At 71.3% G+C, this 19723-nt stretch carries 14 protein-coding genes and 1 pseudogene; 10 read left to right on the plus strand and 5 right to left on the minus strand.

Translation table 11 applies throughout. The features are described 5' to 3' along the window. Window positions 1–116 precede the first annotated feature (116 nt). Together ACFVSU_RS13155 and ACFVSU_RS13160 are read left to right on the plus strand one after the other, a co-directional pair. Window positions 117–2690, plus strand: coding sequence for a DEAD/DEAH box helicase (locus tag ACFVSU_RS13155; RefSeq protein ID WP_387143359.1), 2574 nt, complete (start codon window positions 117–119; stop codon window positions 2688–2690). Between the two features lie 246 nt (window positions 2691–2936). Next, window positions 2937–4370 carry a hypothetical protein gene (locus tag ACFVSU_RS13160; RefSeq protein WP_387143362.1) on the plus strand — a complete coding sequence of 478 codons (1434 nt, stop codon included), beginning with the start codon at window positions 2937–2939 and terminating at the stop codon, window positions 4368–4370. 217 nt (window positions 4371–4587) lie between these two features. On the opposite strand, the gene ACFVSU_RS13165 is transcribed toward ACFVSU_RS13160, so the two are convergent. Further along, a complete protein-coding gene (locus ACFVSU_RS13165; protein WP_387143365.1) occupies window positions 4588–5490 on the minus strand; it encodes an SDR family oxidoreductase in 903 nt (300 codons plus the stop codon). 242 nt (window positions 5491–5732) lie between these two features. Here ACFVSU_RS13165 and ACFVSU_RS13170 point away from each other — a divergent pair, with 242 nt between their 5' ends. Then, window positions 5733–6269, plus strand: coding sequence for a DUF1697 domain-containing protein (locus tag ACFVSU_RS13170; protein WP_387143368.1), 537 nt, complete (start codon window positions 5733–5735; stop codon window positions 6267–6269). A gap of 218 nt (window positions 6270–6487) precedes the next feature. Beyond that, entirely contained in the window at window positions 6488–8536 is a 2049-nt protein-coding gene (gene recQ / locus ACFVSU_RS13175) for a DNA helicase RecQ (protein ID WP_387143371.1), read from the plus strand. A 4-nt stretch (window positions 8537–8540) separates the two neighbouring features. Here recQ and ACFVSU_RS13180 read toward each other — a convergent pair whose 3' ends face one another. Beyond that, window positions 8541–9872: a TetR/AcrR family transcriptional regulator gene (locus ACFVSU_RS13180; RefSeq protein ID WP_387143374.1), complete on the minus strand. Its 1332-nt coding sequence runs from the start codon at window positions 9870–9872 to the stop codon at window positions 8541–8543. A 153-nt stretch (window positions 9873–10025) separates the two neighbouring features. On the opposite strand from ACFVSU_RS13180, the gene ACFVSU_RS13185 reads away from it, so the two are divergent. Then, complete coding sequence (locus tag ACFVSU_RS13185) at window positions 10026–11327, plus strand: MFS transporter (protein WP_387143377.1); 1302 nt, start codon at window positions 10026–10028, stop codon at window positions 11325–11327. After that, complete coding sequence (locus tag ACFVSU_RS13190; protein WP_387143380.1) at window positions 11327–13120, plus strand: glycoside hydrolase family 3 protein; 1794 nt, start codon at window positions 11327–11329, stop codon at window positions 13118–13120. The genes ACFVSU_RS13185 and ACFVSU_RS13190 overlap by 1 nt, the downstream gene beginning before the upstream one ends. Window positions 13121–13175: 55 nt before the next feature. Here ACFVSU_RS13190 and ACFVSU_RS13195 read toward each other — a convergent pair whose 3' ends face one another. Further along, the gene (locus ACFVSU_RS13195) at window positions 13176–14069 is read right to left on the minus strand and encodes a universal stress protein (RefSeq protein ID WP_387143383.1); all 894 of its coding nucleotides are present in this window, start codon (window positions 14067–14069) and stop codon (window positions 13176–13178) included. Beyond that, window positions 14066–15544 (minus strand): APC family permease, encoded by a 1479-nt coding sequence (locus ACFVSU_RS13200; RefSeq protein ID WP_387143386.1) that lies wholly within the window; start codon window positions 15542–15544, stop codon window positions 14066–14068. Before ACFVSU_RS13200 ends, ACFVSU_RS13195 begins: the two co-directional genes overlap by 4 nt. 166 nt (window positions 15545–15710) lie before the next feature. On the opposite strand from ACFVSU_RS13200, the gene ddaH (ACFVSU_RS13205) reads away from it, so the two are divergent. Continuing rightward, window positions 15711–16475 carry a dimethylargininase gene (gene ddaH, locus ACFVSU_RS13205; protein ID WP_387143389.1) on the plus strand — a complete coding sequence of 255 codons (765 nt, stop codon included), beginning with the start codon at window positions 15711–15713 and terminating at the stop codon, window positions 16473–16475. A gap of 56 nt (window positions 16476–16531) precedes the next feature. Then, window positions 16532–16711 carry a formate--tetrahydrofolate ligase gene (locus tag ACFVSU_RS13210; protein WP_387143391.1) on the plus strand — a complete coding sequence of 60 codons (180 nt, stop codon included), beginning with the start codon at window positions 16532–16534 and terminating at the stop codon, window positions 16709–16711. Here the strand turns inward: ACFVSU_RS13210 and ACFVSU_RS13215 are convergent. Beyond that, window positions 16659–17036, minus strand: a pseudogene (locus tag ACFVSU_RS13215) (amino acid permease); the annotation flags it as partial. The gene ACFVSU_RS13210 and the pseudogene ACFVSU_RS13215 sit on opposite strands and share 53 nt — an antisense overlap. Window positions 17037–17202: 166 nt before the next feature. Between ACFVSU_RS13215 and ddaH (ACFVSU_RS13220) the strand changes: the two are divergent. Continuing rightward, window positions 17203–17967, plus strand: a complete 765-nt coding sequence (ddaH, locus tag ACFVSU_RS13220; RefSeq protein ID WP_387143394.1) for a dimethylargininase — start codon at window positions 17203–17205, stop codon at window positions 17965–17967. 56 nt (window positions 17968–18023) lie between these two features. Next, window positions 18024–19718 (plus strand): formate--tetrahydrofolate ligase, encoded by a 1695-nt coding sequence (locus ACFVSU_RS13225; RefSeq protein WP_387143397.1) that lies wholly within the window; start codon window positions 18024–18026, stop codon window positions 19716–19718. The last annotated feature ends 5 nt before the right edge of the window (window positions 19719–19723 follow it).

Below are 19723 nucleotides of genomic sequence, written 5' to 3' on the forward strand. Positions count from 1 at the left end.
GGGGGACGGCGGCGACCGCCAGGACGGACGGATGTCCCCGCGTCCTCTCCAGGGATGGCTCCGCGCTGCGCGGAGCCGCGGGGCGAGTGGGCCCAGCGGCCTGGCAGACTCGGACCGTGACGCTTCTCGAGACCATCAGTGCCGCGGCCGAGGCCTCGGGTGCGCCCGCGGGGGCGCCCGACGCCGACGCGCTGTACGACGCGTTCGTGGAGTGGGCGGGGGATCAGGGCTTCGCGCTGTACCCCGCGCAGGACGAGGCGGTCATCGAGATCGTGTCGGGCTCGCACGTGATCCTGTCGACGCCGACGGGCACGGGCAAATCGCTGGTGGCGGTCGCGGCCCACGCGGCGTGCGTCGCCCGTGGCGGTCGCACCTACTACACCGCGCCGATCAAGGCGCTCGTGAGCGAGAAGTTCTTCGCGCTCGTCGAGATCTTCGGTGCCGCGAACGTCGGCATGGTGACCGGCGACTCGTCGGTGAATCCGGACGCCCCGATCGTGTGCTGCACCGCGGAGATCCTCGCGAACCTCTCGCTGCGGCAGGGCGCGGATGCCGCGGTCGACCAGGTCGTGATGGACGAGTTCCATTACTACGGCGACCCCGATCGCGGGTGGGCTTGGCAGGTGCCGCTGCTGCTCCTGCCGCGCGCGCAGTTCGTGCTCATGTCGGCGACACTCGGTGACGTCACGACGATCGCCGAGGACCTCGAGCGCCGCACCGGTCGCACGGTCTCGCGCATCACCGGTGTCGAGCGTCCGGTGCCGCTGCACTTCTCGTACGCGCGCACGCCCGCGCACGAGACCGTCGAGGAGCTGCTGCAGACCGGCGAGGCGCCGGTGTACATCGTGCACTTCTCGCAGGCCGCCGCGATGGAGCGGGCGCAGGCGCTGTCGTCGATCAAGGTCGTCTCGCGTGAGCAGCGGGACGCGATCGCCGAGGCGATCGGCGGGTTCCGCTTCACCACCGCGTTCGGCCGCACGCTCTCGCGCTACGTGCGTGCGGGCATCGGCGTGCACCACGCGGGCATGCTGCCGCGCTACCGCCGGCTCGTCGAGACGCTCGCGCAGCGAGGGCTCCTCCGAGTCATCTGCGGCACCGACACCCTGGGCGTCGGCATCAACGTGCCGATCCGCACCGTGCTCATCACGGCGCTGTCGAAGTTCGACGGCACGAAGATGCGCCAGCTCTCCGCGCGCGAGTTCCACCAGGTCGCCGGTCGCGCGGGACGCGCCGGCTACGACACCTCGGGCACCGTCGTCGTGATGGCGCCGGAGTGGGAGATCGAGAACGAGGCCGCACTCCGCAAAGCCGGCGACGACCCGGCCAAGCGCAAGAAGATCGTGCGCAAGAAGGCGCCGACGGGCGTCGTCAACTGGGGGCTCGGATCGTTCGAGCGCCTCGTCGAGGCCGAGCCCGAACCCCTCGTGCCGCAGCTGCAGCTCACCGCCGCGATGCTCATCAACGTCATCGCGCGCGGCGGCGACGTGTTCGCGAATGTGCGCAGCCTCCTGTTCGACAACCACGAGCCGCGCGCCCGGCGGTACGAGCTCGCGCGGCGCGCGATCGCGATCTTCCGGACGCTGCTGACCGCCGACGTGGTCGAGATCGACCGCTCGGCGGGTCCGGATGCCTCGCGGCACAGCATCCGTCTCACCGTCGATCTGCAGCCGAATTTCGCACTCAACCAGCCGCTGTCGCCGTTCGCGCTCGCCGCGATCGAGCTGCTCGACCCCGACGACACTTCGACAGGCTCAGCGACCGGTGGCGGCACGGGGACGGGGCATTACGCGCTCGACGTCGTGAGTGTCATCGAGGCGACGCTCGACGACCCGCGGCCGATCCTGTCGCAGCAGGAGTTCAAGGCGCGCGGCGAGGCCGTCGCCGCGATGAAGGCCGACGGCATCGAGTACGACGAGCGCATGGCTCTGCTCGAAGAGGTCACCTACCCGAAGCCGCTCGAGGAGCTGCTCGCGCAGTCCTACGAGGTGTTCGCGTCGAGCCAGCCGTGGGTGCGCGACTTCGAGCTGTCACCGAAGTCGGTCGTTCGCGACATGTTCGAGCGGGCGCTGTCGTTCTCGGAGCTCATCTCGCTGTACCAGCTCGCCCGCAGCGAGGGACTGGTGCTGCGGTACCTGTCGGACGCGTACCGTGCGGTGCGCCAGACCGTTCCGGCCGAGGCGCAGACCGACGATCTGCACGACCTGGTCGCCTGGCTCGGCGAGGTCGTGCGGCAGGTCGACTCGAGCCTTGTCGACGAGTGGGAGGCGCTGATCAACCCCGTCGACGACCCGTCGGCGCCGGTGGTTCCGCCCGCCCCGCCGTCGGTGCTCACCAACCGCCGCGCATTCGGAGTGCTGGTGCGCAACGAGCTGTTCCGGAGGGTGCAGCTCGCCGCGCTGCAGCGCGACGAGGAGCTCGTCGAGCTCGACCCCGAGGTGGACTGGCCGGCCGTGCTCGACGCCTACTTCGACGACCACGACGAGATCCTGACGGGGGGCGCGGCCCGGTCGCCGCGACTGGTGACCGTGGACGAGACGGATGCCGCGGAGTCGGGGCTCTGGCGCGTAGAGCAGACGATCGACGACCCGGCGGGGGATCACGACTGGCGCATCCGCGGCCTGGTGGACCTCGCCGCGTCGGAGGAGGCGGGCACCGCAGTGGTGCGGGTGACCGAGGTCGTGCGGCTGTAGCCCGCACGCGTCGATTGTGCCCATCGCACAACGAAACTGAGTCTCAGGGCATCTGAAACTGGGTTCCTTCGACGACGACCGTGTGCGTGGCGTGCGCCGTTCATACACTGCACTCGCGACAGCAGGCCGGACCCCTCCGACGAAGGCGGGATCCGACACCCTGCCGCTGTGTCGCCGGGCGGCCGGATCACCGGTCGTCGACGTCCACCGCGCCTACCCCCCAGGCGCTGAACCGGAGTGCTCTCAATGACGAGAACAGAAACCCACACCCACGGCGTCGGCATGCGTGTCGCCGTCATCGTGCTCAGCGTGGCCCTCGCGGCCATGATCCTGCTCTACTTCGTGACGACGTCGCAGATCGCGAGCGGATCGACGAAGCTCGCGGACGGCGCCGGCCAGGCGCACGAGGGCTCGGCCGAGCTCGCCGCGGGCGCGTCCGAACTCGCGGCCGGCGCCGGAGACCTCGCCGCCGGCGCATCGGATCTCGACGACGGCGCCGCGTCCGCGAGCGCCGGTGCCGCACGCCTCGCGAACGGCGCCTCATCTGCCGACGCGGGCGCGCAGTCGCTCGCGACCGGAGCGGCCAGCCTGCAGTCGGGCGCGCAGTCGCTGGCGAGCGGAGTCGGCACGCTCGGCACGGGCACGCGCTCCGCGGCCGCGGGGGCCACGAGCCTCGCCGCCGGTGCGAGCCAGGCCGCGGACGGCGCGGCGCGACTGGCGGCCGGCGCGCAGACCCTCGCGACGGGCGTCGGCGCGGCGCACAAGATCTCCGGCGACCTTCTGGCCGGAGCGACCACGATGCGCGACAAGCTCGCTCCGGCAGTCACCGACGACGTCAAGGCGCTGGCCGCCGGCAAGGAGCTGATCCAGGGAGCCGCGGCAGGCGCCCCGGTGAACTCGCAGAAGCTCGCCGACGCTCTCGCGGCGCTCGCCGCGGCGAACCCGACTGAGCAGATGCAGCAACTCAGTGCCCTCGCCACCGGGCTCGACCAGCAGGTTGACGGTATCGCCGGCGCCGCGGGCGCGGCTCCGCTGCTGGCGGCCGGCGTCATCGACGCCTCGGGCGGCGCGCAGCAGCTCGCCGGCGGGCTGAACGCGCTCGTCCACGGCGACCAGGCCAAGGGATGGCCCGGAACCGCCGGGCTCGCCGACCCTGCGAAGGGTGCACCCTTCCTCGCCGCGAACGCTCAGTCGCTGAGCGCCGGGACCGGGCAGGTGCGCGACGGCGCGGCCTCGCTCGCGGCCGGCACCCAGTCGCTCGTGAGCGGTGTCGCCCGGCTCGGCGCGGGGTCGCAGAACCTGAGCGGCGGGGCGACGACGCTCTCCGAGGGTGCGGCGACGCTCGCGGCCGGAACGGACGCGCTGTCGTCCGGCGCCACGGACCTGTCGACCGGGGCCACCGCGCTCTCCGAGGGCGCCGGCACACTGGCCGCGGGGTCGCAGCAGCTCGCGGACGGCAGTGACACGCTCGCCGCGGGTGCGACCGCGCTCGCCGACGGCAGCGGCCAGGTCGCCGACGGCTCCGACACGCTGGCCGCCGCGACCGCGGCGACGACCCCGAACGTGCTGCCCTGGATGCTCGGACTCGCACTCGCCGGGCTCATCGCCCTCGGGTTCTGGATCGGCCACCGCGTCAGCCACCGCGCGCGCGTCTCCGGCGCGGAGGCCGCGCTGGCCTGAGCGGGTCGGACTCGCGAAGGCGGGAGACGCGTGCCCCAGCTGGGCCCCCGCCCCCAGAGGCTCCGGGCGACGCGCCAGCGGCGCCTGGAGGGGAGCGGGGACCGTCTCCCGCCTTCGCGGCCGACGTGGCCCCTCGGGAGTCGTGACACGCGGCATCGGTGAGTCGACGCCGCGTGTTGCGCCACCCGAGCTGCGCGGTTGCGCCCGAGCTCTCGCGTCAGCCGAGCCCGAGTCCGCCATCGGTCGACAGCACCTGGCCCACGACCCACGCACCGTCGGGCGTCGCGAGCCAGCCGATGAGTCGCGCGGGATCGGCGGGCTCGCCGTAGCGGCCGAACGGCGTCGACCGCATCCATTCCGCGATCTCATCGAGCGGCCGATCGGTCGTCTCGGGGTCGAGATAGCCGGTGTTGACCGGCCCCGGATCGATCGTGTTGAGGATGATGCCGAGGTCGAGCAGCTCGGCCGCCACGGTCTTCGTGACGCCGGCGAGCGCCGCCTTGCTCGCGGCGTAGGCGACCTCGCCGCGCATCGGGCCGTGGATCTGGCCCGACGTCATCCAGAACACGCGCCCCGTCGGCTCAGCGAACGGTCCCCGTCGCCCGACGCGCTCGCCCGGTCTCGCGGCGGGGCCGTCGCCCGCGTGGAGCGCCGCGAACTCGCGCGTCAGCAGCAGCGTCGACCGCGTGTTGGTCTGCCAGAAGGCATCGAGCCGCTCGGCCGTCATGTCGAGGATCGACCCGTCGTCGCCCGACTGCGCGTGGTTGCACACCAGGATGTCGAGCCGCCCGGTCAACGCCCGCGCGGCCTCGATGACGAGGGGGACGGATGCTGCGTCCCGCAGGTCCGCGCTGATGTCGCCGAGCTGCGCGCCCGGAGCGAGCGCCGCGCGCAGACCCTCGCGCACGGCGTCGAGGTCGTCGCCGCCCCACGGCAGGCGGGTGTCGTGCGGGCGGTAGTGGTGGAGGAGGACGTCGGCGTCGCGCCAGCCGACGGGCAGGGCGAGCGACGCCTCGTACGTCTCGAGGGTCTCGCCGATGTCGATGCCGCGACGGCGCGAGACGCCGGTGACGAGGGCGGTCTTGCCGGCGAGCGGCAGGGACGACGAGGAGGGGAACATGCGATGCCTTTCGAGGACGCCGGCTCGCAGCATCCAATGTTCTGCGTCCGACGGATTCGTCGGACGGCGTGGTGACGGAGACGGGGTCACAGGCATTGCATGCGACGAGGCTAGCGGATCGCCCGACCCGGAGCTCGGCAGGTGCTGCTCTTTCCCGCGAGTGCGGCGTCGCACGACGCAGCACTCGCAGGGAACTGCAGCGGTCGCGCACGGGAAGCGGCGTTGTCGGAGATGATGGCGTCATGCCGACCTACGTGGCGTTCCTCCGGGCGATCAACCTCGGAGCGAACCGGAAGTTCCCGAAGGCCGACATCGTGCGGGTGGTCGAGGGGGTCGGGTTCACCGACGTCGAGACCCACATCAACACCGGCAACGTGCGGTTCACGACGCCGATGCGGTCGCGGGCGAAGATCGAGAAAGCGCTCGAGGACGCGTTCGCCGCGGATCGCGGGTTCGAGGTTCCGACGATGGTGTTCACGACCGCCGAGCTGAAGGCGATCGCGGCTGAGGCGGCGGCTCTGGGCGAGGATAACCCGGGGCTCGAGCGGCACTACGTCTATCTGCTCAAGGACGAGCTGCCGAAGGAGACCGTGGCGCGCATCACGGAGTTGGCGACGGATGCCGGGAGCATGGTCGTCAGCGGACGCGCGGCGCACGCCCTGCTCGGGCCGGGGTACGAGGCCGGCAACGTCGATCCGCTCCGCGCGGCGAAGCTTCTCGGCGTCGCGACCAACCGCAACCTCAATGTCATCGCGACCCTCGCCGACAAGTGGTGCTGAGCGCGTGGTGCCGAGGCTTCACCGTCTCCTCAATTGAGGACCAGGGCCGGAATGCGGACCCGACTCCGGCGCGCCGCTCCTCATCTCGGCCCTGATCCTCAGTTGAGGATGCCGGGAGGCTCCTCCACACAACCCGGGGAAACGGGTTCGGCCCGGGTTGTGCACCGGGGCGGGCGCGCGGGGGGACCGCGTCGGATCCCGCGGCTACCCTGGGACGGGTGACAATCCCCCAGGGCGACCCGTACGCCGACCTCGCGTGGGAGCCCGAGTTCGCTCCTCCGCCCGACGATTCGTGGGCGCCGCCGGAGGACGGATGGTCCCCACGCCCCCTCCAGACGCCGCTGGCGCGTCGCCCGGAGCCTCCGGGCGCGTGGGCCCAGCCTCCGCCCGACCCGCTGGCGGGCGGCTCGACATCGATCGACCCGTTCGCGGGAGCCGGCCCTCGCCGGGACTTCACGGGCGCCGACGCGGCCACCGTGCTGCGCGAGGTGTACGGGTACGACGCGTTCCGCGGTGAGCAGGGCGCGATCGTCGACCATGTCATCGCGGGCGGCGACGCCGTCGTGCTGATGCCCACGGGTGGCGGCAAGAGCGTCTGCTACCAGGTTCCGGCGCTCGCACGCCCCGGCACGGGGCTCGTCGTGAGCCCGCTCATCGCCCTCATGCACGACCAGGTCGACGCGCTCGTCGCCAACGGCGTGCGCGCCGCGTATCTCAACTCGACCCAGGCGCCGCCCGAGCGCGCGGTCGTCGAGCGCGCGTACCTCGCGGGCGAGCTCGACCTCCTCTACGTCGCCCCCGAGCGGCTCAACACCGAGGCGACGCTGCGATTCCTCGCGCGCGGACAGCTCAGCGTCATCGCGATCGACGAGGCGCACTGCGTATCGCAATGGGGCCACGACTTCCGGCCCGACTACCTGGCGCTGGGCGCCCTCGCCGAGCGGTTCCCCGGCGTGCCACGCCTTGCGCTCACCGCTACGGCGACCCCCGCGACGCACCGCGAGATGACCGAGCGGCTGCAGCTGCCGCAGGCGCGCCACTTCGTCTCGAGCTTCGACCGGCCGAACATCCAGTACCGCATCGAGGCCAAGTCCGACCCGCGGCGCCAGCTCGTCGCCTTCATCCGGTCACAGGGATCCGGCGCGGCGGGCATCGTCTACGCGCTGAGCCGCAAGTCCGTGGAGCAGACGGCCGAGTTCCTCTCGGCGCAGGGCGTCGACGCGCTCCCGTACCACGCGGGCCTTCCCGCCGAGACGCGGGCCGCGAACCAGTCCCGCTTCCTCCGCGAGGACGGCGTGGTGATGGTCGCGACGATCGCCTTCGGCATGGGCATCGACAAGCCCGACGTGCGCTTCGTCGCGCACATCGACCTGCCGAAGTCGGTCGAGGGCTACTACCAGGAGACCGGCCGAGCGGGCCGTGACGGCGAGGCATCCGTCGCGTGGATGGCCTACGGACTCGGCGACGTGGTGCAGCAGCGCCGCATGATCGACCAGTCGCCTGGCGACCGCGCCTTCAAGACCCGGCTGGGCCAGCACCTCGACGCCATGCTCGGCCTCTGCGAGACGGTCGGATGCCGCCGCCAGAACCTGCTCGCCTACTTCGGCGAGCCCTCCGCCCCGTGCGGCAACTGCGACACCTGCCTCGAGGCGCCCGACACGTGGGACGGACTGGTCCCCGCGCAGAAGCTCCTCTCGACGATCGTGCGTCTACAGCGCGAGCGCGGCCAGGCGTTCGGCGCCGGTCACCTCGTCGACATCCTCCGCGGCGCCTCGACCGACCGCATCCGGCAGCAGGGCCACGACCAGCTCTCGACGTACGGGCTCGGCGCCGATCTCAGCGATCAGGACTGGCGCAGTGTCATCCGGCAGCTGCTGGCCCGCGGCATCCTCGTCGCCCGCGGCGAGTACGGCACGCTCGCGCTCGGTGAGTCCGCGACCGGCGTGCTGCGGGGCGAGACGCCCGTGCCGCTGCGTCGCGACGTGATGGGCCGCTCCGGCGGCGTCGCGCGCGTGCGCAAGAGCACCGCTCCCGAGACGCTCGACCCCGCGAACGCGGGCCTCTTCGAGGCGTTGCGCGCGTGGCGTGCCGGTGTCGCGAAGGAGCTCGGCGTGCCGGCCTACATCGTGTTCGGCGACGCGACCCTGCGCGCCCTCGCCGAGCGCCGGCCCGAGAGCCTGGCCGACCTCGACGGCGTCTCGGGCATCGGCGCCAAGAAGCGCGAGGCCTACGGCGAGGCCGTGCTCGCGGTGGTCGCCGCCGCCTGAGCCGTCACCGGGGCAGCACGTCGTCGAGGTGCGCCGTGAGCTGGGCCGCGACATCCACGGACGAGCGGTCGTAGAGCCACTGGTACTGTAGGCCGTCCCAGAGCGCGGTGAGCCAGAGGGCCTCGAACCCGGGGTCGCGGTGAGAGGGGAGGTCGCCGTCCTCCTGGGCGGCGCGGAACAGCGCGGCGAAGTGATCGACCACGCCGCGGAAACGCTCCTCGAAGTACGCGTGCGCGGGATGGTCGGCGGGCACCGCCTCGCACGACAGCACGGCGTAGACCTCGATGAGGCCCGGCGCCGTCGCGGCGTTGACGGTCGCGCCGCGAGGGAGGCCGCGCAGCTCCTCGACCGCACGGTCGGCGGGAACGTAGTCCGCGCGCGACTCGATCTGCTGGTCGCGGTGACTCAGCACCGCGCTCAGCAGCTCCTCCTTCGACGCGAAGTAGTGCAGCAGCGTCGACTTCGACACCCCGACCCGCTCGGCGATGTCGCGCAGGCTGGTGTCGCCGTAGCCCTCCTCGGCGAAGAGCGCCGTGGCGCCGTCGACGATGAGCGCGCGGCGCTCGCGGCCCACGCGATAGCCCGAGGGCGCAGCTGGGCCCCCGCGTCCGGAGGCTCCGCGCGACGCGCCAGCGGCGCGTGGAGGGGACGTGGGGACCGTTGACGCGAAGGAGGGCATCGGGGGCACCGGCGCCGCCGTCGAGGCGGGTGGGGGATCGTCGGCGTCGCGCCAGCCGACGGGCAGGGCGAGCGACGCCTCGTACGTCTCGAGGGTCTCGCCGATGTCGACCCGCTCGGGGAGGTACTGCGCGAGCAGCTGCAGCCCGTCCCACGCGGCGGCGATGCGCACCGCCTCGCCCGCCGGGTCGCGGTCGGCCGCCACGATGTCCTGCGTGATCGCCTCGTCGATGGCGTCGATCGACAGCTCACGGAGGCGCGCGTACCGGTCGCGCATGATCTCGTGCGCGGGGTGACGGGGAGTGGATGCCTCGCCCGTGAGCGCGGCGAAGAGAGCGAGGTATCCGGGCACGGTCTCGTTGCGCCGCGCGAGCTCGCTGTAGGCGAGGGCGCCGGGGTCCTCGGCCGCCATGCGCTCGAGGAGCTCGGTCTCGTTGTCGCGCTCGAACAGGTCGACCACGGCCGCGAGCAGTTCGTCCTTCGTGGCGAAGTGGCGGAGCAGACCGGGATGGCTGATGCCGGCGGCGGCGGCGATGTCGCGGAGCGACGTGGCGCGGTACCCCCGGGTGACGAATGCGTCGTGCGCCGCGGCGACGATCGCGGCGCGGGTCTGCTCGGTGCGGGCGGTGCGCACGGTGCCGGGTGCGGTCGTCGTCACGTCGTCACCGCCTCCCCGCGCTCGCCTGCGCCCATCCTATCCTCGTCGATTACCACGCGGTCGAATTTCAGTTACCAAACGGTCGGGTTTCATGTACGCTCGTGCCTGGACGCGCGTCGGAGTCGACCGCGTCGCACCCGAGAAAGGACTCCGATGACAGAGATGTCGCCCGCCGCGACGGTTGCCGCCGCCGGCACCACCGGCTTCAAGGCCCCGGGCACGACGCCCGAGAAGACTCCCCGGGGCTACACGCCCGGCCTCGCCGCGGTGAACTTCGGCGTCTATCTCGCGCTCCTGACGCCCGTGCTCGTCTCGATGGCCTTCAAGGTCGAGCACATCTCGCCCGAAGGCACCGCCACCGCCAACCTCGGCCTCATCATGGGCGTCGGCGCTCTGTTCGCGCTCATCGCCAACCCGCTCGCCGGACGACTGTCCGACCGCACGACCTCCCGCTTCGGCATGCGCCGCCCGTGGATCCTCGGCGGCACGCTCGTCGGCCTCGGCGGCTTCGCCCTCATCGGCATCGCGGAGTCGGTGTGGGTCGTGCTCATCGCGTGGTGCCTCGTGCAGACCTCGATGAACGCCGTCCTCGCCGCCGCCAACGCGACGCTTCCCGACCAGGTGCCGGTCACCGGCCGCGGCAAGGTGTCGGGCATCGTGGGCCTCACCACGCCGCTCGGCATCCTCGCGGGCTCGTTCCTCGTCAACTTCCTGTCGGACGACTTCGCCCGCTTCGTCGTGCCCGCGGCCATCGCCACCGTGCTCGCGGTGCTCTTCGTCCTCGTGCTGAAGGACCGTCGCCTCGACCACAAGCCCGCGCAGAAGTTCACGATCGGCCAGTTCTTCGGCTCGTTCGTCTTCAACCCCGCCAAGCACCCGGACTTCGGCTGGACCTGGCTCACCAAGTTCCTCGTCATGTTCGGCTACGCGGGCATCGCGACGTTCCTGCCCTTCTACCTCACCGAGAAGTTCGGCCTCGACGAGCAGAGCGCGATCACCACGATCCTCATCGCCAACCTCGCGTCGATGGTCGCCATGGCCATCTCGGGCCCGCTCGGCGGCGTGCTCTCCGACAAGATCGGCAAGCGGCGCCCGTTCGTCGCGATCGCCGGCGTCATCATGGTCGTCGGCCTCGTGACCCTCGCGTTCGCGCCGAGCGTCGCCGTCGTCCTCGTCGCCCAGGCGATCATCGGCTTCGGCGCCGGCTCGTTCATGTCGGTCGACCTGGCCCTCGCGACCGAGGTGCTGCCCAACCGCGAGGACACCGCGAAGGACCTCGGCGTGCTCAACATCGCCAACGCGCTGCCGCAGTCGATCGCCCCCGCCATCGCCCCGGGCATCATCGCCTTCGGCGCGACCACCGCCCTCGGCGGCTACACCGTGTACTACCTCTTCGGCGCGCTCGTGTCCCTCGCCGGCGCCGTGCTCGTCTACCGCATCAAGGGAGTGAAGTGATGACCGACATTCTGACCACGGATGCTGCGACCCCCGCCGCACCGGAGAACCGGCCCTGGCTCGACGCGAGCCTGCCCGTCGACGAGCGCGTCGAGCTGCTCCTCGCCGAGATGACGGTGGAGGAGAAGGCCGGCCTCTTCTTCCAGACGATGATCGTCATGAGCGAGGGCGGCGAGCTCTCCGAGGGAGACCCCGCGTTCGGCATCCCGGCCAACCGCGAGTACGTGGTCGGCCGTCACATGAACCACTTCAACCTGCTGGGCGTCGCGCCCAAGGCCAGTGACATCGCGGCCTGGCACAACAAGCTGCAGGAGCTCGCGGCATCCACTCGTCTCGGCATCCCGGTGTCGATCTCGACCGATCCGCGCCATTCGTTCAGCGACAACCCCGGCGCCGCGATGTTCGCCGGCCCGTTCTCGCAGTGGCCCGAGCCGCTCGGCCTCGCGGCGACGCGTGACGCGGACCTGGTGCAGCGCTTCGGCGACATCGCACGCCAGGAGTACACGGCCGTCGGCATCCGCGTAGCGCTGCACCCGCAGGTCGACCTCGCGACCGAGTCGCGGTGGGCACGCCAGCTGCAGACGTTCGGCGAGGATGCTGCTCTCGCGGGCGAGCTGGGCGCGGCGTACGTGCGCGGCTTCCAGGGCTCCGCGTTCGGACCGGGCTCGGTGAGCACGATGACCAAGCACTTCCCGGGCGGCGGCCCGCAGAAGGACGGCGAGGACCCGCACTTCGACTACGGCCGCGAGCAGGTCTACCCCGGCGGGCAGTTCGAGCTGCACCTCAAGCCGTTCGAGGAGATCTTCGCCGCGGGCGGCCGCCAGATCATGCCGTACTACGGCATGCCGGTCGGCACGGAGTACGAAGAGGTCGGCTTCGGCTTCAACAAGGGCGTGCTCACGGGTCTGCTGCGCGAGCGCTTCGGCTTCGACGGCATCGTCTGCACCGACTGGGGCCTGGTCACCGACCAGCCGATCATGGGCACGGACTTCGCCGCCCGCGCGTGGGGTGTGGAGCACCTGACCCCCGCCGAGCGCATGGTGAAGATCCTCGACGCCGGCGCCGACCAGTTCGGCGGCGAGCACGACCCGTCGCTGCTCCTCGGCCTCGTGAGCGACGGACGCGTGAGCGAGGAGCGCCTCGACGTCTCAGCCCGCCGTCTGCTCCGCGAGAAGTTCGAGCTGGGCCTGTTCGAGAACCCGTACGTCGACGTCGAGGCGGCCGACGCCATCGTCGGCTCGGCGGAGTTCCGCGCCGCAGGCGAGGCCGCGCAGCGCGCGTCGATCGCCGTGCTGTCGAACGACGGAACCCTGCCGCTGCGCCGCGGACTGAAGCTCTACGTCGAGGGCATCGCGCCTGAGGCGGCGGCTCACTACGGCGAGATCGTCGAGACGCCGGAGGAAGCGGATGCTGCGATCCTGCGCCTGCAGGCACCCTACGAGCAGCGCGCCTCGATGTTCGAGAACTTCTTCCACGCCGGCTCGCTCGACTTCCCCGAGGACGTCGTCGCCCACGTGCGGGCGGTGTCGTCGGTCGTGCCGACGGTCGTGGACGTGTTCCTCGATCGCCCCGCGATCCTCGGCCCGATCGTCGAGGCCGCAGGCGCGGTCACCGCGAACTGGGGTGTGAACGCCGACGCGCTGCTCGACGTCCTGACCGGCGGATCCCCCGCGACCGGCAAGCTGCCGTTCGACGTGCCGAGCTCGATGGCGGCCGTGGAGGCGTCGCGCCCCGACGTGCCCTTCGACACCGCCGACCCGCTGTTCCGCTTCGGCCACGGCCTCTCGCTCTAGCCGGCGAAGACGGGATGCTGCGCCGCGACCTCGCGGCGCAGCATCCATCGTCCTGCTAGTCGGGTGCGCCGGGCACGACGACGACGGGAACCGGGGCGTTGCGCAGGATCTTCGACGCGCTGGAGCCCAGGAACACCTGGGCCAGGCGGTGCGTCGACGACGACCCCACGACCATGACGTCGCCCTCGGTCCAGCCGACCGACGACACCGCCGTGCCCCAGTCGCCGGCCGCGGCGATGCCGTACTCGAGCTCGTCGTCCGAGAATCCCAGCGTCTTCAGGTGCGCGGCCGCCTCCTGCTGCGCGGCGGCGGCCTGCACGCCCCACAGCTCGATGACCTGCGTCTGCGCGTGGCTGATGTCGGTGGTGACAGGCCGGCGCGCCGGGTTCACGAGGAAGGTCACGACGCGCATCCGCGCCGACGCGAGCCTGCTGAACTCCGCGACGCGGTTCAGCAGCGACCAGCTGGCGTCGTCGTCGCGGAAGCCGACGGTCACCCTCGTGACCGCGCTCGTCGTGCGATAGCTCCGCGGAGCGATGGCCACCGGCAGGGGCGAGGAGTGGACGAGGCGGTCGGTCTTCGAGGTCAGCCGCACGCGCCCGGGCTCCGCCTCCTCGGCGGATCCCACCACGATCATCCGCGCGTCTCGCGCCACGGCCTGCTCGATCAGCGTCGCGGGTGCCGATCTGCCGGCGACCCACACCGCCTCGGCGGGGATCCCGGGATGGTGGGCGAAGTCCGACAGGGCGAGCTCCGCACTCAGCCGGCCTTCGCCCGCTGCCCACTCCTCGTACTCGCGGTCGACGCCGCCGGCGAGCGGGGTCCCCCACCCCTGCGGCACGACCGACACCGCCACGACCGGCTCGGGATGCGAGCGGGCGAATTGGAACGCGAGTTCGATCGCACTGCGATCGTCGCCTCGCGGTCCGTAGCCGACGAGGTACGTCACGTCTCGTCCTCGGGATGGATCGGCTCGGCGATCTGCTCTTCCGAGGTGTAGTCGTTCAGCGTCGCGTGCTTTCGGCCGTAGAACCAGTAGTAGAGCAGTACGATCGCGATCCAGGTGCCGAAGATCACCCAGGTGATGGCGGCCAGCCCCGACAGGATGTAGACGCACGCGGCGATGGTGAGGATCGGCACCACGGGGTACAGCGGAACCCGGAACGGCCGTTCGAGATCGGGCTTCGTGCGCCGCAGCACGATGACGGCGAGCGCGACCACGCTGAACGCCATCAGCGTGCCGATCGAGACGGTGTCCCACAGATAGTCGGACGGGACGAAGCCGGCGATGATCGCGACGATCGTCGAGACGACCACCGTGTTGTAGATCGGCGTCATCGTCTTGGCGTTGACGTGGAGGAACTTCCGCGGGACGAGCCCGTCGCGAGAGATCGAGAACAGGATGCGGGTCTGCCCGTACAGCGTGACCAGCGTCACCGAGAAGATCGAGATGACCGCGCCGGCCGCCAGGATCGTGCCCCAGACCGGGTTGCCCGTGATGTTCTCCAGGATCTGGGCGAGGCCCGCCTCACCGGCCTCCTCGGTCGAGTAGAACTCGACCGGCTCGGCCGCGAGCCCCGCGATCGCGACCAGGATGTACACCGTCGAGACGATGATGAGGGCGCCGATGATCGCCCGCGGGAGTGCCTTCTGCGGGTTGCGCACCTCCTCGCCCGCCGTCGCGACGGCGTCGAGGCCGATGAACGAGAAGAAGATGGTCCCTGCCGCCGCGCTGATGCCGGCGGCGCCGAACGCGAAGAAGTTCTCGAAGTGGTCGGCGTTGAACGCGGTGAAGCCGAGGACGATGAACAGCGCGAGCACCCCGAGCTTGATCAGCACCATGATCGTGTTCACCGTGGCCGACTCGGCGACCCCTCGGATGAGGAGCAGACAGCACAGGCCCACGAGGACGACGGCCGGCAGGTTGATGATGCCGCCGGTCGCCGCGCCGTCGGATCCGGGGATGAACGACACCGACAGGGCATCCGGCAGCCGGAATCCGAGCGTGTTCTCGAGCAGTTCGTTGAAGTAGCCGCTCCAGCCCACCGCGACTGCCGAGACGGCGACGCCGTACTCGAGCAGCACGCAGCCCGCGATGATCACCGCCCAGATCTCGCCCAGCGCGTGGTACGTGTACGAGTAGGTGGAGCCGCTCACGGGGATCGCCGAGGCGAGCTCGGCGTAGCACAGCGCCGAGAGGCCGGCGCAGATCGCGGCGACGATGAACGAGATGATCACCGCGGGGCCCGCCTCGGGGATCGACTCGCTCAGGACGAAGAAGATCCCGGTGCCGACGGTCGCGCCGACACCGAACATCATGAGCTGGAAGGTGCCGATGTTCCGGGCGAGCTCCTCGCCCTTGTGGTGCTTCTGCTGGATGACGATGGGCTTGCGCCGAAAGAGCTGTTCGCCGAGTGCGGCCATGTCGGACTCCCCACGGGGTGGCCGGGCCACCTCGCCCGGAGTGCCCCCAGTCTGGTGCGCGGGGCGGATCGGGCATAGGCCCGCACCGCCGACACCGTCTGGGATCACAGACGTCAGAAGGGGAACGGATGCTGCCGCCCGGGGTCGCGGCGGTAGCCTTGCGCCCATGCCGCGCCTTCTCGTTCGCCGTCCATCGCCCCGCCTCGCGGAGGGTGAGCTCACCCACATCGAGCGCGTGCCGGTCGACGCCGCGCTCGCGCAGCGCCAGTGGGAGTCGTACGTCGACGTGTTCCGGCAGCGTGGGTGGGAGGTCGTCGAGGTCGACCCGGCGGACGAGCACGCCGACGGCGTGTTCATCGAGGACGCCGTCGTCATGTTCGGCGACCTCGCGGTGCTGACCAGCCCCGGCGCCGAGTCCCGTCGAGGCGAGATCGCCTCGACGCGGTCGGCACTGGAGGATGCCGGCATCCCGTATCGCAGCATCGAGCTGCCGGGCACGCTCGACGGCGGTGACGTGCTGAAGATCGGGCGCACGGTGTACGTCGGGCGGACGCTGCGCACGAACGACGAAGGGATCACGCAGCTGCGCGAGCTGCTCGCGCCGCGCGGCTGGAGCGTCGTCGGCGTGCCCGTGTCCATGGTGCTGCACCTCAAGAGCGGCGTGACCGCGCTTCCCGACGGCACGGTCGTCGGGTTCGAGCCGCTCGTCGACGACCCGGCCGCCTACCCGGACTTCCTGGCCGTGCCCGAGGAGCACGGCACCGCCGTCGTCGTGCTCGACGACGCCACCGTGCTCATGTCGGCCGACGCTCCCGAGACCGCCGAGCTCTACCGGTCGCGCGGGCTCGAGGTCATCACCACGCCGATCACGGAGTTCGAGAAGCTCGAGGGCTGCGTGACGTGCCTCTCGGTGCGCGTCCGCGACGAGTGAGCGCCACCCGCATAGGCTGACGGAGGTGGGCGACGAGGCCCGCAACGGGAGCGAGCGTGGCCACGAGCAACATCGAGATCGCACAGCAGGCCGAACTCTGGCCGATCACGCGGATCGCCGAGGGGCTCGGCATCCCTGACGAGGAGCTCGAGCCGTACGGCCGGTTCAAGGCCAAGGTGTCGTTGCGACTGCCGAGACGGCGACGCCGTACTCGAGCAGCACGCAGCCCGCGATGATCACCGCCCAGATCTCGCCCAGCGCGTGGTACGTGTACGAGTAGGTGGAGCCGCTCACGGGGATCGCCGAGGCGAGCTCGGCGTAGCACAGCGCCGAGAGGCCGGCGCAGATCGCGGCGACGATGAACGAGATGATCACCGCGGGGCCCGCCTCGGGGATCGACTCGCTCAGGACGAAGAAGATCCCGGTGCCGACGGTCGCGCCGACACCGAACATCATGAGCTGGAAGGTGCCGATGTTCCGGGCGAGCTCCTCGCCCTTGTGGTGCTTCTGCTGGATGACGATGGGCTTGCGCCGAAAGAGCTGTTCGCCGAGTGCGGCCATGTCGGACTCCCCACGGGGTGGCCGGGCCACCTCGCCCGGAGTGCCCCCAGTCTGGTGCGCGGGGCGGATCGGGCATAGGCCCGCACCGCCGACACCGTCTGGGATCACAGACGTCAGAAGGGGAACGGATGCTGCCGCCCGGGGTCGCGGCGGTAGCCTTGCGCCCATGCCGCGCCTTCTCGTTCGCCGTCCATCGCCCCGCCTCGCGGAGGGTGAGCTCACCCACATCGACCGCGTGCCGGTCGACGCCGCGCTCGCGCAGCGCCAGTGGGAGTCGTACGTCGACGTGTTCCGGCACCGTGGGTGGGAGGTCGTCGAGGTCGACCCGGCGGACGAGCACGCCGACGGCGTGTTCATCGAGGACGCCGTCGTCATGTTCGGCGACCTCGCGGTGCTGACCAGCCCCGGCGCCGAGTCCCGTCGAGGCGAGATCGCCTCGACGCGGTCGGCACTGGAGGATGCCGGCATCCCGTATCGCAGCATCGAGCTGCCGGGCACGCTCGACGGCGGTGACGTGCTGAAGATCGGGCGCACGGTGTACGTCGGGCGGACGCTGCGCACGAACGACGAAGGGATCACGCAGCTGCGCGACCTGCTCGCGCCGCGCGGCTGGAGCGTCGTCGGCGTGCCCGTGTCCAAGGTGCTGCACCTCAAGAGCGGCGTGACCGCGCTTCCCGACGGCACGGTCGTCGGGTTCGAGCCGCTCGTCGACGACCCGGCCGCCTACCCGGACTTCCTGGCCGTGCCCGAGGAGCACGGCACCGCCGTCGTCGTGCTCGACGACGCCACCGTGCTCATGTCGGCCGACGCTCCCGAGACCGCCGAGCTCTACCGGTCGCGCGGGCTCGAGGTCATCACCACGCCGATCACGGAGTTCGAGAAGCTCGAGGGCTGCGTGACGTGCCTCTCGGTGCGCGTCCGCGACGAGTGAGCGCCACCCGCATAGGCTGACGGAGGTGGGCGACGAGGCCCGCAACGGGAGCGAGCGTGGCCACGAGCAACATCGAGATCGCACAGCAGGCCGAACTCTGGCCGATCACGCGGATCGCCGAGGGGCTCGGCATCCCTGACGAGGAGCTCGAGCCGTACGGCCGGTTCAAGGCCAAGGTGTCGTTGCGGCACCTGCGGACGCTCCAGGAGAGGCCGCGCGGGCGGCTCGTGCTGATGACCGCCGTGTCGCCCACCCCCGCGGGCGAGGGCAAGACGACCACCACCGTCGGACTCGGCGACGCGCTCACCCGCATCGGAGAGCGGGCGATGATCTGCCTGCGCGAGCCCGCGCTCGGGCCGGTGTTCGGCATGAAGGGCGGCGCCGCGGGCGGCGGGTACGCGCAGGTCGTGCCGATGGAAGACATCAACCTCCACTTCACGGGCGACTTCTCGGCCATCGCGATCGCGACGAACCTGCTCGCGGCGCTCATCGACAACCACGTCCACCACGGCAACGCCCTCGGCATCGACGTGCGTCGCGTGACGTGGCGGCGCGTGCTCGACGTCAACGACCGGGCCCTCCGAGACGCCGTGATCGGCCTCGGTGGTCCATCGAACGGCTATCCCCGCGAGGACGGCTTCGACATCGTCGTGGCGAGCGAGGTGATGGCGATCTTCTGCCTCGCCACCGACCTCGCCGACCTCAGGGATCGGCTCGGCGAGATCGTCGTCGCCTACACCCGCGACCGCTCGCCGATCCGCGCTCGCGACCTGCAGGCCCACGGGGCCATGGCCGCGATCCTGCGCGACGCCCTGGCTCCGAACCTCGTGCAGACGCTCGAGCACACGCCGGCGTTCGTGCACGGCGGCCCTTTCGCGAACATCGCGCACGGCTGCAACTCGTACCTCGCGACCGACTCCGCGCTGCGGATGGCCGACTACGTCGTCACCGAGGCAGGCTTCGGCGCCGACCTCGGCGCCGAGAAGTTCGTCGACATCCTGTGCCGGACGACGGGCCTCCGCCCCGACGTCGCGGTGGTCGTCGCGACCGTACGCGCCATGAAGTTCCACGGCGGCGTCGAGGTCGCCGACCTCCCGCACGAGAACGTGGCCGCCCTCGAGCAGGGCACCGCCAACCTGCTGCGGCACCTGAAGACGCTCCGTGAGACGTGGGGCATCCCGACGGTGGTCGCGATCAACCATCGCGCGGAGGACACGGATGCTGAGACCGCGGCGCTCATCGCGGCCGCCGAGTCCGTCGGGGTCACGGCCGTGGTCGCGAGGCATTTCGCCGACGGCGGCGCGGGCGCGGAGGACCTGGCGCGCGAGGTCCTGCGGCTGTGCGACGAACGGGCCGCGGAACCAGGGGACGAAGAAGCGCTGCACTTCACGTACCCGGATGACGCGACGCTGTGGCGCAAGATGAACGCGATCGCGACGCGCATCTACGGGGCGTCCGAGATCACCGCCTCGACCGCCGTCCGCGCGCAGATCAAGCGCCTGCAGGACGAGGGCTACGGCGGCTACCCGGTGTGCGTCGCGAAGACGCAGTACTCGTTCTCGACCGACCCGAAGCTGCGCGGTGCGCCGACGGGCCACGTCGTCGACATCCGCGAGGTGCGCCTCGCCGCCGGCGCGCGGTTCGTCGTGATGATCTGCGGCGACATCATGACGATGCCCGGGCTGCCGGTGACCCCCGCCGCGAACAGCATCGACGTCGACGACGAGGGGCGCATCGTCGGACTCTTCTGAAGCCG

Origin of the sequence: Microbacterium sp. NPDC058062, assembly GCF_042885375.1 — a bacterium.
GTDB lineage: Bacteria > Actinomycetota > Actinomycetes > Actinomycetales > Microbacteriaceae > Microbacterium > Microbacterium trichothecenolyticum_C.